Source organism: Rivularia sp. PCC 7116 (genome assembly GCF_000316665.1).
In the GTDB taxonomy this organism is placed as follows: domain Bacteria; phylum Cyanobacteriota; class Cyanobacteriia; order Cyanobacteriales; family Nostocaceae; genus Rivularia.
This window is the reverse complement of the sequence record NC_019678.1, coordinates 8,489,874-8,505,867: the sequence shown is the minus strand read 5'-3', so window position 1 is coordinate 8,505,867 and position 15,994 is coordinate 8,489,874. Positions and strand designations below refer to the sequence as shown.

The window sequence follows — 15,994 nt, the reverse complement described above, 5'->3', positions numbered from 1 at the left end:
AATAATTAAATATAAATTAAGTAGGTGGGTGAGAACATTTACAGCTGTGTCATTGCGAGCGAAAGGCTATAGATTTTCTGAGAAATTATATTGACTTAAAAAATTTAACTTTAAAAATTTAATATGCGGCACAATCTTATATTCAGACTTTAATATAATTTCATTTTTAGCTATGTAATTCTCCGGATGGCAACAGATAATTTTTTTTGCGATTGTTAGAGAATAATATTTTGCATACAACGATCCGGATCTATTTACCGGAAGATATTTAGGTAAAGCACAATTTTTCATTTATTTTTTAATTGTTTTTTAAAGAGATTTTAATACTGAATATTCATGAGCAAATTAAATATTCTCATGCTGGGTGCTAGCTTAGAACAAAATGGAGGTATAGCAACTGTTGAAAAATTGATACTCAAGCACAACCCTGAGGATGTCAATTATCAGCATATTACAACCCATGATGAAGGGACAATCCTCCATAGAATCAAAGTTTTTATCAAAGCCTGCCGCGCTCTGCTATGGAATCTGATGAATGGCAAAGCCGATATTTTACACGTACATATTTCAGATGGTGGCAGCTTAGTAAGAAAAGCGATTATTGCAGTGATTGCTTTTATATTTAACAAGCCTATACTGATGCACGCTCATGGTGCAGAATTCCAAACAACTTACTCTAAACTACCATTACTAGCTCAACTAGTTTTGAGTAAAATATTTCGTTCCTGCGATAAATTTATTGTTCTTTCCAAAAATTGGGAAGAGTATTATACGCATAACTTAGGACTAAAAAAACAACAAGTTGTAGTTTTGCCCAACCCGACTGAATTACCAATTCAAATACCTAATAGAATCCATACTTCATCTATTAAGTTTGGCTTTTGTGGAAGAATTGGTTCCCGCAAAGGAACATTCGATTTAATTCAAGCCTTTGCTACAATGCCGCAAAGCCTGAGAGAGCGCTCGGAGTTGATTATCGCTGGAGATGGAGATATTGAGCCAGCATGTAGATTAGTTGAAAAGCTTGAGATTAAAGATCGCGTTAGATTTCTCGGCTGGATAGACTCTCAAGCCAGAGAAAAACTATTAACTGATATCGATATATTTGTTTTACCTTCCTACAACGAAGGTTTACCAATGGCTCTGTTAGAAGCTATGGCTTGGGGTTTACCAGTAGTAGTAACACCAGTCGGTGGCATACCCGAATTAATAACTTCAGCAGAGAATGGTTTATTAGTTGCACCTGGAGATATTCAGCAACTGTCTAAAAACATGCAGCAATTAGTTGAAAATCAGCCTCTAAGAGTCTCTTTAGGAAGTGCAGCCAGACAATCCGTTATCCCTCTTGATGTCAAAGCTTATTGCACTGAGATGTATCAAATTTACAACTCAGCTATCGACTGTAAATCAAGGAAGCCTTCTATCTTATATCCTTATGGAAATATCTTGCAGCGCCTTTTAGAGATTCGCATCTAATTCCGCGCAATAAATATTGAATCATTAATCTTTACTAAAAGATTAATTATCAAGGCGTGTTTTTTCTTTGGATAAAAATAAAAAAATGTATTTATTTTAACCTTTTTTTTTATTTTTTCTGAGTATATACTTAGTTATACTCGTTTGAGTGATTCCTTAACAGCTTTTGAGAACTTAAAAATCCTCAAAGCTTTCTCAATTAGGGTTTTCTAGTGCATTTACTAGAAGGTGAGGTAATTTCGATGCAGTTTTTTAGTTTAGGTAACGCTCAGAATCAGTTATGAGAGTAAATATTTGTGGAGTCAAAATTGACAATTATAGTTTTAATGAGGTGGTAAAACGTATAGTAGACCATACTATTACAGGTGTTGTTCCCGCCTATGTTGTTACTCCTAATGCACAGCATGTCTTAACCCTTCAGCGCGACACTTATTTCCGCAATATCTATAAAGATGCATTTCTGGCAGTGCCTGATGGTGTCTCATTATTATGGTCAGCGAAATTCCTCAAAACACCTTTAAATGGTCGGGTTAATGGTACAGATCTATTTGAAGAATTATCGGCTGTAGCTGAAAAAAAAGGACTCAAAGTCTTTCTGCTGGGTGGTCGTCCCGGCGCTGCTGAAGCCGCTAAAAGAACTTTGCAAGCTAGACATCCAGATTTAAAGATAGTGGGAACTCATTGTCCGCCTTATGGGTTTGAATCTCAACCGCAGCAATTAGCTTTAATCAATTCCAAAATCAAAGCAGTAGCGCCGGATATTCTTTTTGTTGGATTAGGTGCTCCTAAACAGGAAAAATGGATATACGAAAATTATTTAGAACTAGGAGTACCTGTCTCTTTGGGTATTGGGGTTAGTTTTGAATTAGTTGCCGATATGGTACAAAGAGCGCCTTCATGGATGCAAAAATGGGGTTTGGAGTGGTTGTTTCGCTTAATTGTTGAGCCAAAACGCTTGTGGAAGCGTTATATCATGGGAAATCCTCAGTTTATGTGGTTAGTAATTCAACAAAAGCTAGGTTTTCGTAAGCTAGCTTAAGAAGTGATTATGCTAAAAAAAAACTATTAAATAGACGAGCTTTTTTAGCTGCTATAGGCGGTTTAACAGCAATGGGTGCAGTGATTATAGGTAAAAAAGAATTAAAACGTCAGCAGATACTTGCTTTAGACGACCCACATTGTGAATGCATTAAATATCCTGGGGACAAATCTTTAAAAGAACGTGCTGCTAAGAAAAAAATACTTTTTGGTACAGCTATACGGCATCCATTGCTTTCAACTGATAAAGAATATGCTCGAAGTCTAATTGAAGAATGCTCGATATTAGTGTCAGAGTGGGGATTTAAATGGCACGTTTACCCCAAGCCATTGCGTCCAACACCCCAATCCTTTGATTTTGCTGCGGCTGATGTAATGTATAATTTTGCCCGCAGTCACGGGATGAAAGTTCGGGGGCATACATTGGTATGGTACATGTCTTTACCTCCTTGGTTTGAGAAGACAGTCAACCGTCAAAATGCTAAAGATATCCTTGAAAAACACATCAACACAGTTGTAGGACGTTACCGAGGAAAAATGCATTCTTGGGATGTGGTTAATGAAGCTATCGAACCAAGAGATGGGCATCCTAACGGTTTAAGAAAAACGCCGTGGTTGGAGTTTATAGGAGAAGATTATATTGACCTTGCTTTTCGTTTAGCTCATAAAGCCGATCCAGAAGCAATGCTAGTTTATAACGATTATGGTTTAGTTTACGACAGACCCCAAGACGAAGCCAAACGACATGCCGTTATTAAACTCTTAAAGCGTTTAAAATCTCAAGGAACTCCCATTCACGCTTTAGGTTTACAAGCTCATCTAGATGGCAGCGAAACTAGATTTAATCATCAGATATTAAAAGATTTTCTAGCCCAAGTTGCCAACCTGGGTTTAAAAATCATGGTAACGGAACTTGATGTTACAGATAAAGATTTACCCCTTGACATCAAAGTGCGGGACAGAATAGTTGCTAAAGCTTACAGCAATTATTTGAAAGTTGTGTTGGAAGAACCAGCAGTAATCGCGATTTTAACTTGGGGATTAAACGATAAACATAGTTGGCTCAACGAATTTCAGCCTCGAAAAGACGGCGCATCGGTTCGACCTTTGCCATTAGACGCAGGGGGAAAACGTAAATTTGCTTGGAATGCTATGGCTCGTGCTTTTGATACCGCACCAAGCCGTTAACTAATAATTTACTTAAATGTAAATTGTGGTATCTCAATATTAATCTAGTTATAATTATTTGCAACAATAATGTTGTTATTGTTGCAAATAGTCATAATTAATTACCACTAGTTATAAAACTTTAGCGAATATGTAACTATAGTTTTCAATATAGAAAACAAAACTATGATTATTCTATTTTTTTGTTTTATAAGCATTCACTATCTAAAAAAAATATGCAGTTTTTGATGAATTTTTATCTTTTATTAAACGCTGAATGTAGTTTTATTTACAGATATACTTAGAAGCTTTTAAAGCTAATAAAAAGGTATGAAATATTTGATTATATTTCCGTAAAATAACTGTAGATTTTACGGCTATTCATTTTTTAACGTGTCACAATGATGTCACGAGTTTCAATTAATATCTGTATATAAATAACCAACAAGTTATTAATAATTATGTCTTTTGTTAGTGAATTATCAGGGAATAAAAGCGTCTTGGATTTACGCGCTCCATCTTTAACACAATTACGTAAAAGAGTTGGCGCAATATGGCTTCGTAGAATAACTCTTGCTCTAGTAGACGGAATATGCTTGGGAATAGCTTGGAAAATAGCAGAATTACAAAGTTTAAACTCTAATACTAATTGGTTTGAACAAGGCAATTTATTTTTTATCCTGTCAACTATTGCCCTTCAAATTTGTCTGATTGCAACTCAAGGATTATATGAAGCAGGAGAAAAAAGGCGCGATTATTATAGTCTCAGCAAAACAATAACATTCTCCTATTTTCTCCTATTACTTTTTGAATATGTTTACTTGCAAAATAATTTATTCCCAAGAGGTGTATTTCTTACAGTATGGGTTCTGAGTATCGCATTTACAAGCTTGGGAAGATTTACTGTAAATACTGCTATTGTGCGGCTCAGGAAGCAAAATATAATTACTTGTCCCACATATATCATCTGTTCTCTAGCAGAAAAAGAAAAGGCAATAAAATTATTAGAAAAACAAAACTGTTACAATCTTGTAGGTTGGAAAAATGTTAACTCAATTTCAAAGTCGCTGAAGAATTTATCGGCTACGATAGAAGAAATTAGTAGTTTAGGAGTAGCAGAAGTATTTGTTTGCTCTTGGCAGTCAATAGAAAGCCGAATGTTTCTTTACTGGAAGTTAAGAAATGCTGGCGTTATTTTGCATATTTTGCCAATTGAGTTGCAAGCAGTAGAACAAAGATTAGAATTAAAAATGCTTGGTGGCATCCCAATATTAAACTTTATGCCCCCAGCAATTACAGGAAGTGACTTCTGGACAAAACGGTATTTTGATTTTTGCAGTTCGGCATTGTTCATTTTATTGGCATCACCAATTTATCTGTTGATTGCGTTACTAATCAAATTAGATTCTCCCGGTCCAGTATTTTACAAGCAAACTCGTGTTGGTTTACATGGCAAGGCTTTCCAAGTCTGGAAATTTCGCACAATGGTGACGAATGCAGATGAATTACAGAAACAGTTAGAAGCGCAAAACGAAACCGAAGACGGAATTCTCTTCAAAATCAAAGATGACCCACGCATTACCAGAGTGGGAAAGTTTCTTCGTCAATATAGTTTAGATGAATTTCCTCAATTATTTAATGTTCTTTTTGGAGAAATGAGTTTGGTTGGTCCTCGTCCTCTCCCTGTAAGAGACGTGCAAAAGTTTTCCAACCACCACCTCATCCGTCAAGAAGTTCTTCCCGGCATTACCGGTTTATGGCAAATCTCCGGGCGTTCAGATATTATGAACTTCGAGAAAGTGATTAATTTGGATAAAACCTATATGGAAAATTGGTCGCTTTCTTTAGATTTACGGATTATCCTGCAAACTATCAAAGTAATTTTGGAAAAGAAAGGAGCTTACTAAATCGAGAAGTATCGCTGTAAATCCTTTTTTAAAACTAGATAATACGACTATCAAAAGAATAATTACAAATAATGTAGAGATGGATTTCAACAACCTCTCTACATTTTTTCTTACAAATTATTTTGACTTTGGGTTTTATCAAAACTCCCCCAAAATCTAACCGTTAATCTCCCTGGGGATACTCATCCCATAAGGGTGTTATTTCACGCAAGCTCTGGAAATCACCATCACCAAGTATTAAGTGATCTATCAAAGGAATCTGCAAAAATTGCGCTCCACCTAATAACTGCCGGGTTAGTTCGATATCTTCTGGGCTAGGCTCTAAATTTGCTGAAGGGTGGTTGTGTGCAATTATTAAACGAGTAGCACCTTGACGTATAACTTCCCGGAATATCTCGCGAGGAGGAGCTAAAGTTTCTGTTGCGGTTCCAATAGTAATTACTTGAGTTCCTAATAAACGGTTTTTCACATCTAGGAGCACTACTGCAAATTTTTCTTGCTGTTGCCACATCAAATCTTGACTCAACGCAGCAGCAGCAGCGGCTGGACTATCAATTAATGTACCTTCTCCAGGACGTGCTTGAAAACTACGCTTGCCCAATTCTATCGCTGCTAATATCGCTGTTGCCTTTGCCGGACCGATTCCGGGGATTTTGATTAACTCGGCAGCGCTGATATCTCGCAGAACTACTAAAGGTTCGCGTTGATGTTTGCTTAATTCCTGTAAAATAAATTGTCCCAAACCGACAGCAGAAAGCTTGCCAGCGCCTTGACCTGTACCGAGTAGAATTGCAATCAATTCAGCAGTCGCTAAAACTTTTGCACCATGAGTTAACAAGCGTTCTCGCGGACGCTCGTTTTCAGCCATGTCGGCAATTCTGAGGCAATAGGTCATGGATAAACTGAGGAATAATCATAGGTGTACCTATTTTTATTTATCCCAGTTTTAACCGCAGAATTTATCAAAAAAGAAGTAAATATTTAGTAAATATTTTAAATCTCGGTACAGGAAGCGAGAGGGGGAAAATAAATTACCATCTTTCCCCATTCTTTGTCTAAACCTTTATTTGTAAACCTTCTTGAGATATTTGTGTGGCTTTAAGCATGTGATAAGTAATCAAGAGTTGAGTCAGAGCTAGGGGGTAACTTTGAATACTTTCTCCTGTCGTTCCAGCAACTTTACCTAACTCTGGGTTGCTTTCGCGATCGCAAACGTTTTTTAAGTTGGGCATGTCGGAACAGATAATTTGCTCTAACCTATTTACCTGCTCTAATGTCGCGTGCCCATCGACCTCTAAAACGTCTACAGGTTTGCTCATATCTCTATCTAAATCCAAGCGAATAGCTGACATGGAATTACCATTGCCAGAGTTAACTATTTGCGTAAAATCTGGGTGGGGAATTGTCGGACGCAGTACTAAGCGTACATTCAAGTGTCCGTTACTTTCTTGCGAATCATCCTTGGGAGGATAGAAACTTACAACAATATCCGACCATTGACGTTGGGGACGAATAAAGCTCTCTGAATCTGGTTCCCGCTGTTTGAGTGCCTGTAAAACTTGTTCTTGGGTGTATCCGCGCTTTTGAGTATCCCGTTTAACTTTCCAACTTGCACGCAAAGATTCTGGAGGAGCTAGATAAACTTTGACATCGTAACATTCTCTGGCTTTACGAGTCGAATAACCCAGCAATCCTTCTATTATCACGAATTTTCTGGGTTTTATATATTCAGGTGCATCTAAATTACCAGTTGCATGATTGTAAATAGGCTTGAGAATCGGTAGCCCATCACGCAACAGTGAAAGGTGTTGCTGCATAATATCTAAATAATTGCAGTCAGGATCTAAAGCAGTAATCCCAATTTCCGCACGCTGCTTGCGGTCGTAACGATGATAATCATCCGTACAAATAACGGTAACATTTTCCGGACCTAATACTTGGGCGATACCTTTAGTTAAAGTTGTTTTACCTGCAGCACTATCACCTACAATACCCAATATAATCGGACGAGTCATTTTACCCCCTTTGGATAGCAGAGAACGTAATTTAAAATTGTGTTCTAATTTACTGATTGTAGGGATTAATGAGAAACAACTCAATAAGTATTAAGAGATGCTTCGGTAATGGAAGCAATCGCTTGATAGTTAAGCGAGAAAATATTAAGCTTGTTTATAAAATGTAAATATTTTTATCGAAGTGTATAAGTTTATTAATTATGATGACATCAGCGGGCAGGAATGCCCGTACAACAATAATTAAACTTACTTTCTATATCCCCTCGGTGTTATCATCCATTCCCCGTAACTACGAGTACTTTGATTGCCAATTAAAATAGTAGTTAACATGTCCACCGGTACATCTAATAATTTCTCTAAAGTGGTTATAGTAATTTGTTCATCTTCGCGATAAACCGAACGTACTACGGCTACCGGTGTATCGGGATTGCGGTACTTCAGAAAAATTTCCCTAGCTTCAGTTAACTGCTGAGTACGGGTTTTAGATTTAGGGTTATACAAAGCCGTGACAAAATCTGCTGCTGCTGCTGCTTGCAAACGTTTGACAATTACTTCCCAAGGAGTAAGTAAGTCGCTTAAACTGACAGCGCAAAAATCGTGCATCAAAGGCGTACCTACTCTTGCGGCAGCAGATTGAAAAGCGCTAACCCCAGGAAATACTTCTACGCTAGGACTTTTGCCATCCCAGCCGCTTGCTTGTAAATCTTCCATAACCAAGCCAGCCATTCCGTAAATTCCACTATCTCCTGAAGATATAACAGCTACAGTTAATCCCCAATTTGCTAACTCGATTGCACGAGTCGCGCGATCGCGTTCTTTTGTAATCGGTAAAGCCTCTACAATCTGGTGTTTTTGGAGAATAGGAGCAATCAAATCAATATATAAGCTATAACCAATAACAGCATCGGCGCTAGCTACTGCCGTTTGTGCCGCTGGGGTCATTTGTTCGAGGTTTCCCGGCCCGGTTCCGACTAGGAGTAATTGACCGACTTTACCGATGTATTCTTTTTGAGATTGAGCTATAGCAACTGTGACTGCACCTGTTAGATTTTGGTTTGAAGGGCGGTAAATTTGTTTGGATATTTGTAGAGAGGCGATATTTTGAGAAGACGCATTATCAGATTGTTGATTGGCAGCAACGATTGCAGCAGCTTCTGCAACGCTGGCTGTTCCTACTTCTTTTTCCACAACTTGGGAAGGATTGGGTACCGTTACCGTGCTGAGAATTTTAGATGAGAAGGTTATAATCGGTAAATTTCGTTCGCGACAAAGTTCTAATAAACCAACTTCATCAGACTTAATATCAATCGTGGCAATACCCGCTATGGCAGAGAGTGCAAGTTGATTTTCTAGAAATACTTTATCGATAGCGTCTGCAATTACCTGTTTTGAAGTACCTCTTTCGCAACCTATTCCTACCCACAAGACTCGGGGATGCCAATTTATGAGAGGGAGGGGGAGAGGGGGAGAGGGGGAGAGCGGGGGAGAATATTGTTTGTGTGAAATAAAAATTTTGGCTTTGGTGGTTGGCGATTCGTTGAATTTGAAGGGATGCAATTTAGGTAAATTATTTTGCCATAAAGTTGAACCAACTTCTTGAATTACTTCTACATCTTCACCTCTGGCAACTGCTGCACAAACGGCATTCCAGTCACCTTCGCCGCGACACCATCCAAAAGTAACACCCAAGATATCAACCGCTGGTAATTCTAAACCGTTGGAAGCGCCGGTTAAAACTGGTGTTGCTCCCAACTGCACAGCAATTAAATTTGCTAATTTATCGGCACCACCTTGATGTCCACCGCATAAACTAATTACAAATTTTCCGGTCTCATCTATTACTACTACTGCTGGATCTGTAGACTTGCTTTTTAGTAAATCTGAAATCAATCTAACTACTGCACCTGTAGCCAAGCAGAAAACAAAAGCTTGATGAGTTTCCCATAATTTAGCTAAGTGGTTTTTCAGAGAATCTTTATATATCTTGGCGTTACTAACTTCTGATAAAGATTCTGGAACCCACAAAGCATTATCTTGGTTTTGGCAAAGGGTTTGAAGTTTCTTTGCACCAGTGGGAGTAGTAGCGATAAAAGCTATGGGAGAGAATTCGGTGGGGAGCAATTTAGGTTTCCTGTTAGCTGATAGAGGTTAATATTAGATTTAAATATCATCACATAACTGAAAACAATAATTTTTCTTAAATAAATATGATTTGCGTACTTGTTCTACAAGTATGTTGTATCTAATACTTTTCATTAATCATTGATTCGTAATATTTAACATTTACTTTTTTAACAGAGTCCGATTTTAAAGACTGTGCTGTAATAGCATAATTTTGGATGTAATTCATCCACCAATACGTACACTCTTGAAATCATAAAAAGGAAGTGAATAGTTATGAGCGCAATCTTTTCAAAGCTATCCTTGATGGTGGGGATATTAGCTTTGACTGTCAGTTGTACCACAGAAAATGCTCGTGAAAGTAATCCTTCGCAATCTGCAACAGAAGTTGCAAATATAACAACGACTGAAATTATCAAAATAGATGGTTCTAGTACGGTTCATCCTATTACTGAAGCTATAGCTAAAGACTTTCAAGCAGAAAAACAAACGCCTGTAAATGTAGAAATTTCTGGTACCACGGGAGGATTTGAAAAGTTCTGTAACGGTGAAACTGACATTGCTAATGCTTCGCGTCCAATTTTGAAAAAAGAATTAAAAACCTGTACTGCTAACGGTGTAATGTTTACTGAATTGCCCATCGCTTTTGATGCGGTGACTGTTGTGGTTAATCCGCAAAATGATTGGGCTAAGGATATTAAATTAGCAGAATTAAAGAAAATTTGGCAAAAATCAGCAGAAGGTAAAATTACTAATTGGAATCAAATACGTGCTTCTTTTCCGGATTTACCGTTAAAGTTATATGGTGCTGATAATAAATCGGGTACCTATGATTACTTTACAAAAGCAGTAATAGGAAAATCGGGAAACAGCCGTAACGACTATACAGCAAGTGAAAATGATGATGATTTAGTTGCAGGTGTGAGTCAAAATAAGAATGCATTAGGTTATTTTGGCTATGCGTATTATGAAGAAAACAAAGATAAATTGAAACCACTTGCAATAGATAACGGCAAAGGCGCGGTACTGCCTTCGAGAGAAACAGTTGAAAAAACTCAATATCAGCCACTTTCTCGCCCTCTATTTATCTATGTAAATACAAAGTCTGCTCAAAAGAAACCAGCATTAAGAGACTTTGTAAATTTCTATATTGAAAAAGCACCGACAAAGGTTAGTTCTGTGGGTTATGTACCTTTACCTGAAGATGCTTATTATTTAGATAAAGTTCAATTCAATCGAGGTAAATTAGGAACCGTATTTGAGGGTGAAGCCCGTCTAAATTTAACTATTGATGAAGTTTTGAGGAAACGAGCAGAATTTTAAAGATTATTTTTCCCTTGCAGATAATTTAATATTGGTTTGCAAATTATGTAGGGACGTAAAAATTTATTTCTTTCAAAATTTGACTATAAAAAAATGGTGCGTTGCGCTGCGCGACAACACACCCTACAGCAATCAGTTTTAAGGAAAAAATCAGCGCATCTGCGATTTTCTACGGGGTGGATTGTTTTCTGGCGGTGTTTCTGGAATCTCTGGAGGTGGCTGTGGAGCCGGAGGTTGAGGGGTTGTAGTATTTATAATTGCGCCTCGATCAATTAATGCACCTAAAGTATTTAACTTAAATCCCCAGCCTTGAGGTAAGTTTCCGTCATCGTCATTTTGCCCTAAGTCTACATAAATACGCGGTGGTATAAAATATTTGGCATCAGATGAACCTACTAATTCATCTGCTTGCTGCATAATTTTATCGATTATAGAATCAAGTTGGGCGTAGCTATCGTAGTTCTGTTTTAGTTGCGATTTAATAAAAGCGATAAATTCCTTTACTGCTTTAACTTTCTCATTTATCGCTGTGGTTGCTTCTTCCGATGCTTCAGTATGAGGATTATCAAGTCCTAATTGTTTAAGAATTAATGGTTCTAAATATCCAAACAGCTTTACTTGTGATTTGATAATTGTGGGATTGTTTACGTCTTTGTGACGTGGTAGCAGAGTGCGGAAAGCGCGACGCAATATTTGAGAAAGTGTAAAAGGTGGAAAAGGAATACTGTTGGAATCTATATTAATTCCTTTTTTTGCCATCAATACGTCTAAAGGTTGTAAATCCTGCGGTATGACTGGCATCTGGATATTAAAAGCTTGAAATTCTGGGTTGGTACTGCGGTTGCTGAGGATATTCTCTTGTTTGCTATTTTGCTGTTCTTGAATTGCTAAAATTTGCTTAGCTTTGACTTCATCGTTTAATAGTAAAGTTAAACCTTTGAGATTAAAAGGGTAAATAGGCGTATTTAAGGCTATATAAACAAATTCAGCGCAATAAGCTTTGTTGTTAACATCGTTGAGAAATCCGATTGCACTTTCATCGCCAAGACTAGCTAAAGCACAATTTTTCAAGAATTCTTTAAGACTAGCTTTATCGATGACACGGGTTGGATCTCCGCCGTTAAAATCGTTTTGGGAAAACTTTACAAAGGGATTCATCAAAGCCATCCAGCAGATAATGCTGTCGGTATAACCCCTTTGCTGTTGTGAGTTGACAAATTCGGGAAAAACTAAATTTTGCGCTACTGCAATAAATCCGCTTTCGCCATATAATCCACGATGATAGCTATCAGGCTCGTTAAAAGATGCAAAAGCTTTTTTTCCACCTTCCCTAATCGCCGGTACAATTGTTCCAGAATGGTGACCTTCATTTTTGATAAAGATTTCCATCAAGTCATTGATTTCAGAATAACTTTGAGGACTGCGGCGTAAATCAATTTCTTTACCATAACGGTCTTTATTGTACTGATAAGTACAAACTAATAAACCATATCGTTCGAGAAACTTGGCAATGTCCTCATGCCCTGAAACTGTCTGCCCTTGTGGGTTTATAACTATTTCCTCATCTGCAATACCAATAAAACCGGGTACTTTAATTGTTTCAGTATCTAGTAAGACATCATCTTCCACGATTACCTGTTTGTGAAATAATCGTTTCATATCTTCTACAGGTTTCCCTTCCTTATAATCGGGACCTTGGATAGAATTAAAAACTTCTAAATCTACATCTGTGGCAGAACGCAAAGGTAAATCCGTATCTGCTTGCAAATTAATATTCCCGTTCATTTGATGAACCACGGTATAAAACACTTCGTATTATGGAATACTTTTATTTTTAATAGGCTTATTTGCAGAAGAATTTTATATTTTAAATAATCTAAATCATAAAAATCAGAAGTTATGCTGTCGAGTCTTTAATTAGATAAAATACTAATCTCGCTCATTTCTGCGGAAAACCCCTCTCCTTAGTAAGAAGAGGGTAAAGGGGTAAGATTTTTTGAAACATATCGGAATCAATTGAAACCGCTATATTAACACCACCTTTAACTATTTCTTCCCTAATCTCTTTCTTCGGCAGCTTGTAAAATTTTGACAATACTGGGATAACCGTTAAATTCTGCAAGCATCAAAGCAGTGTAACCACCTCGATTTTTCAGGTTTACATCTGCACCAGCTTTTAATAATACTTCGACTACTTTAATATAACCTAATGAAGCTGCCCACATCAATGCTGTAGCGCTGTTTTCATCCTTACAATTGACATCAGCACCATGCGCTAATAATTCTTGAGTAATTGTTTTAAAATTACGTTTGGTAGATTCTATTAATAGAGTTTTTCCATCTTGTAATTGAGTATTTGCATCTGCACCATTTTCTAATAAAACTTTTACTGTTTCTACGTTTCCTTGTATAGCGGCTAAAGTTAGCGGTGTTTGGGCTAAATTTATGATTTCGACATCAGCACTTTTTTCTAAAAGTGCTTTGATTATCTTGCTATAGCCTTGTAAAGCTGCCACAAGTAAAGGTGTATCGCCTAAATTATTTCTCTTATTAACATCTGCACCAGCTTTGAGAAGCAATTCTACAATTTCAGAAAAACCTTCGACAACTGCAAAATGTAGAGGTGTTTCTCCATCTTTATCTTGAAAATTTACATCAGAACCTTTATTTATTAAAGTTTCTACTACAGAAGTATGTCCTCCTGCGACAGCAATTAATAATGCTGTGTCTCCATCGGTATTTTTTTCATTTACATCAATATTTGCGCTTAATAGTGCCTCAACGACTCCTAAATATCCTTGTTCTGAAGCTAACATCAATAAATTTTCGCCTTCTTCATCTCGGATATTTACATCAGCACCTGCTTTAACTAAAATTTCGACTACGGCAAAATGTCCTTGCTTCACTGCCAATTGCAAAGCTGTATCATTGTCTTTATCTTGAAGATTTATATTAGCTCCAGCATCAACTAAAGCTTTGACAACAGGAATGTAATCTTTGAGAGCCGCTATCATTAAAGCCGTGCTGCCGTCTTCATTAACCGCATTTACGTTAGCACCTTTTGATATTAATATGCGTACAATATCTATTTGTTTTGCAGCACAAGCTAACATCAAAGCCGTTAAACCATAACGTTTTCTTTTGCAATCAATATTTGCACCCGAATCGACAAGCATTTTAACAATTTCTGTATAGCCAGAATTTGCTGCAAACATTAACGCTGTAGTGCCATCTCCATCATTGACACTTGCAGAAGCACCCGTACTTAAAAAAGTTCGCACCCTTTTGATGTCACCACTTCTAGCCGCTTCTAGCAGTGAAGCATTGTTGTTGCTCATTGTTAGCTGTTGGTAATTGGTAATTGTTAATTGGTAATTAGGAATTGGGGAAGAGAGGGAGAGGTAAGAAGGGAAAGATGATTAGTAAGTCTTAATTATTGACTTCTAAATCAACTCCTAACTTATCGATTCATTCCATGCCCCATTCCCCATGCCTCATGCCCAATGCCCAATTTCCAATTCTTATTTTCCCATCCCCTACTCCCTATTACCCCGACGCGCTATGCTAATTTTTATGAAGATTTAAGTATTGGGGGAGAACACAATGGAACTTTCGCCAGAAGTTAAATACTGGATGCAATTTTTTCATCCCGTACTAATGTGGGCGCTGTTGCTATGTACGCTTTATGCGGCTTATTTAGGTTTACAGGTACAGCGTACTAGAAGTGCTAAGGGTGAAGAGAAGAAAGAACTTATCAAAGGTAAGTACAATATCAAACACTTTCAAATAGGTTCTTTATTATTAGCACTAATGGTATCGGGTTCCATTGGTGGGATGGCTGTTACCTATATTAATAATGGTAAATTATTTGTCGGTCCCCATTTATTAGCTGGGCTGGGAATGACAGCTTTGATTGGTTTTTCTGCTTCTTTGTCTCCTTTTATGCAGAAAGGAGCAAATTGGGCAAGAATGACTCATATTCTGTTAAATTTTACTATTTTAGGACTTTTTACGTGGCAGGCTATCAGTGGCGTGCAAATTGTCCAAAAAATTCTTAGCAATGCCTAAATTTTGGGATTGGTAAATATGAAGTGTGAAGCATGAAGGTAGAGTCATTTCAACCTTTATGCTCCATCCTTCATTTTTCATACTTTTTTAGATTTATATGAAAAAGGTATGCCTAAAGATTGATGAAAATCTTCTTGAACTTTGCGTGTTAAACGACGAGATACCTGACGAACAATTTGGTTAAGCAGGCGATCGCCGGTTGTTTGAATTAAGGATTTAGGTAAACGTTTTATAAAATTTGGAAATTGCACGTAAACGGTTAAATACAATTGCCACTCAACTCTGGTTATGGAAGTTGATTGAGCGGTATTATCTTCTTTGCTTTCGACTAACTGTAGCGATGCACGATAATCTACGTCGTAGCCAGGTGCTTGGTAGTCAGGAATAGGTATGGTGCGAATGCAGTAAATACCCTCTTGAGGAGGCAATAGTTCCAAACCGATTTTCGGCTCTACGTCATAATTGAAAGCACCAAAACGGCCGATAATGATTTCATAACCGTTTTCTCCCAAAGGCTTAACTTTCATTGGTTGAGCGCAGCGAGAAAACCATTCTGAATGATTGTTAAGATATTCGGCAACAGTTTCTGCTGGTGCGTACAACTCCATACAGTCGCTGAAAGTACCGTAAAATTTGGTTTGTTGTTCCAAATCTACCTGTAAATCTATTTCCAGAGGAAAACTTTGGCTGTCAGATATATCAGATATATCAGATATATCAGATATATCAGTTATAGTTGATGCCACAGATATAATTTTTTCCCTCTCTCGATCAGATTTACACTTTCGATTGATTGAAACCATTAGTGCATTCCTGTATACTCTTAAGTTTAGATAAAATAATATTTCCCATCCTAGATGAAATGTTTCGCATCAGTAA

The 15,994-nt window shown here is 37.3% G+C and carries 12 protein-coding genes; 6 read left to right on the top strand and 6 right to left on the bottom strand.

Annotated features, from left to right (window positions below):
• Positions 1-336: 336 nt before the first annotated feature.
• From RIV7116_RS32615 to RIV7116_RS32600, 4 genes are all read left to right on the top strand, one after another.
• A complete protein-coding gene (locus RIV7116_RS32615; RefSeq protein ID WP_015122620.1) occupies positions 337-1,476 on the top strand; it encodes a glycosyltransferase family 4 protein in 1,140 nt (379 codons plus the stop codon).
• Between the two features lie 280 nt (positions 1,477-1,756).
• A complete protein-coding gene (locus RIV7116_RS32610; protein WP_015122619.1) occupies positions 1,757-2,515 on the top strand; it encodes a WecB/TagA/CpsF family glycosyltransferase in 759 nt (252 codons plus the stop codon).
• Positions 2,516-2,586: 71 nt separating this feature from the next.
• Positions 2,587-3,702: an endo-1,4-beta-xylanase gene (locus RIV7116_RS32605; protein ID WP_015122618.1), complete on the top strand. Its 1,116-nt coding sequence runs from the start codon at positions 2,587-2,589 to the stop codon at positions 3,700-3,702.
• Positions 3,703-4,142: 440 nt separating this feature from the next.
• Positions 4,143-5,588, top strand: a complete 1,446-nt coding sequence (locus RIV7116_RS32600; protein WP_015122617.1) for a sugar transferase — start codon at positions 4,143-4,145, stop codon at positions 5,586-5,588.
• A 163-nt stretch (positions 5,589-5,751) separates the two neighbouring features.
• On the opposite strand, the gene radC is transcribed toward RIV7116_RS32600, so the two are convergent.
• The 3 genes from radC to cobJ all read right to left on the bottom strand — a co-directional run bounded on the left by radC (position 5,752) and on the right by cobJ (position 9,724).
• A complete protein-coding gene (radC, locus tag RIV7116_RS32595; protein WP_015122616.1) occupies positions 5,752-6,483 on the bottom strand; it encodes a DNA repair protein RadC in 732 nt (243 codons plus the stop codon).
• 160 nt (positions 6,484-6,643) lie between these two features.
• Entirely contained in the window at positions 6,644-7,603 is a 960-nt protein-coding gene (locus RIV7116_RS32590) for a phosphoribulokinase (protein WP_015122615.1), read from the bottom strand.
• Between the two features lie 246 nt (positions 7,604-7,849).
• Positions 7,850-9,724, bottom strand: coding sequence for a precorrin-3B C(17)-methyltransferase (gene cobJ, locus RIV7116_RS32585; protein ID WP_015122614.1), 1,875 nt, complete (start codon positions 9,722-9,724; stop codon positions 7,850-7,852).
• 276 nt (positions 9,725-10,000) lie between these two features.
• Between cobJ and RIV7116_RS32580 the strand changes: the two genes are divergently transcribed.
• Entirely contained in the window at positions 10,001-11,047 is a 1,047-nt protein-coding gene (locus RIV7116_RS32580; protein WP_015122613.1) for a PstS family phosphate ABC transporter substrate-binding protein, read from the top strand.
• Between the two features lie 150 nt (positions 11,048-11,197).
• On the opposite strand, the gene RIV7116_RS32575 is transcribed toward RIV7116_RS32580, so the two are convergent.
• Both RIV7116_RS32575 and RIV7116_RS32570 read right to left on the bottom strand, forming a co-directional pair.
• On the bottom strand, positions 11,198-12,832 hold the full coding sequence (locus RIV7116_RS32575; protein ID WP_015122612.1) for a hypothetical protein: 1,635 nt from the start codon (positions 12,830-12,832) through the stop codon (positions 11,198-11,200).
• A 272-nt stretch (positions 12,833-13,104) separates the two neighbouring features.
• A complete protein-coding gene (locus RIV7116_RS32570; protein WP_015122611.1) occupies positions 13,105-14,385 on the bottom strand; it encodes an ankyrin repeat domain-containing protein in 1,281 nt (426 codons plus the stop codon).
• Positions 14,386-14,650: 265 nt separating this feature from the next.
• Here RIV7116_RS32570 and RIV7116_RS32565 point away from each other — a divergent pair, with 265 nt between their 5' ends.
• The gene (locus tag RIV7116_RS32565; protein ID WP_015122610.1) at positions 14,651-15,115 is read left to right on the top strand and encodes a DUF4079 domain-containing protein; all 465 of its coding nucleotides are present in this window, start codon (positions 14,651-14,653) and stop codon (positions 15,113-15,115) included.
• Between the two features lie 77 nt (positions 15,116-15,192).
• On the opposite strand, the gene RIV7116_RS32560 is transcribed toward RIV7116_RS32565, so the two are convergent.
• A complete protein-coding gene (locus tag RIV7116_RS32560; protein WP_015122609.1) occupies positions 15,193-15,918 on the bottom strand; it encodes a DUF1997 domain-containing protein in 726 nt (241 codons plus the stop codon).
• Positions 15,919-15,994: the final 76 nt, after the last annotated feature.

What these genes read in the sequence shown, in the direction of transcription:
- RIV7116_RS32615 (WP_015122620.1), top strand. Translation starts at nt 337, where the DNA reads ATGAGCAAATTAAATATTCTCATGCTGGGTGCTAGCTTAGAACAAAAT.
- RIV7116_RS32610 (WP_015122619.1), top strand. Translation starts at nt 1,757, where the DNA reads ATGAGAGTAAATATTTGTGGAGTCAAAATTGACAATTATAGTTTTAAT.
- RIV7116_RS32605 (WP_015122618.1), top strand. Translation starts at nt 2,587, where the DNA reads ATGGGTGCAGTGATTATAGGTAAAAAAGAATTAAAACGTCAGCAGATA.
- RIV7116_RS32600 (WP_015122617.1), top strand. Translation starts at nt 4,143, where the DNA reads ATGTCTTTTGTTAGTGAATTATCAGGGAATAAAAGCGTCTTGGATTTA.
- radC (WP_015122616.1), bottom strand. Translation starts at nt 6,483, where the DNA reads ATGACCTATTGCCTCAGAATTGCCGACATGGCTGAAAACGAGCGTCCG.
- RIV7116_RS32590 (WP_015122615.1), bottom strand. Translation starts at nt 7,603, where the DNA reads ATGACTCGTCCGATTATATTGGGTATTGTAGGTGATAGTGCTGCAGGT.
- RIV7116_RS32580 (WP_015122613.1), top strand. Translation starts at nt 10,001, where the DNA reads ATGAGCGCAATCTTTTCAAAGCTATCCTTGATGGTGGGGATATTAGCT.
- RIV7116_RS32575 (WP_015122612.1), bottom strand. Translation starts at nt 12,832, where the DNA reads ATGAACGGGAATATTAATTTGCAAGCAGATACGGATTTACCTTTGCGT.
- RIV7116_RS32570 (WP_015122611.1), bottom strand. Translation starts at nt 14,385, where the DNA reads ATGAGCAACAACAATGCTTCACTGCTAGAAGCGGCTAGAAGTGGTGAC.
- RIV7116_RS32565 (WP_015122610.1), top strand. Translation starts at nt 14,651, where the DNA reads ATGGAACTTTCGCCAGAAGTTAAATACTGGATGCAATTTTTTCATCCC.
- RIV7116_RS32560 (WP_015122609.1), bottom strand. Translation starts at nt 15,918, where the DNA reads ATGGTTTCAATCAATCGAAAGTGTAAATCTGATCGAGAGAGGGAAAAA.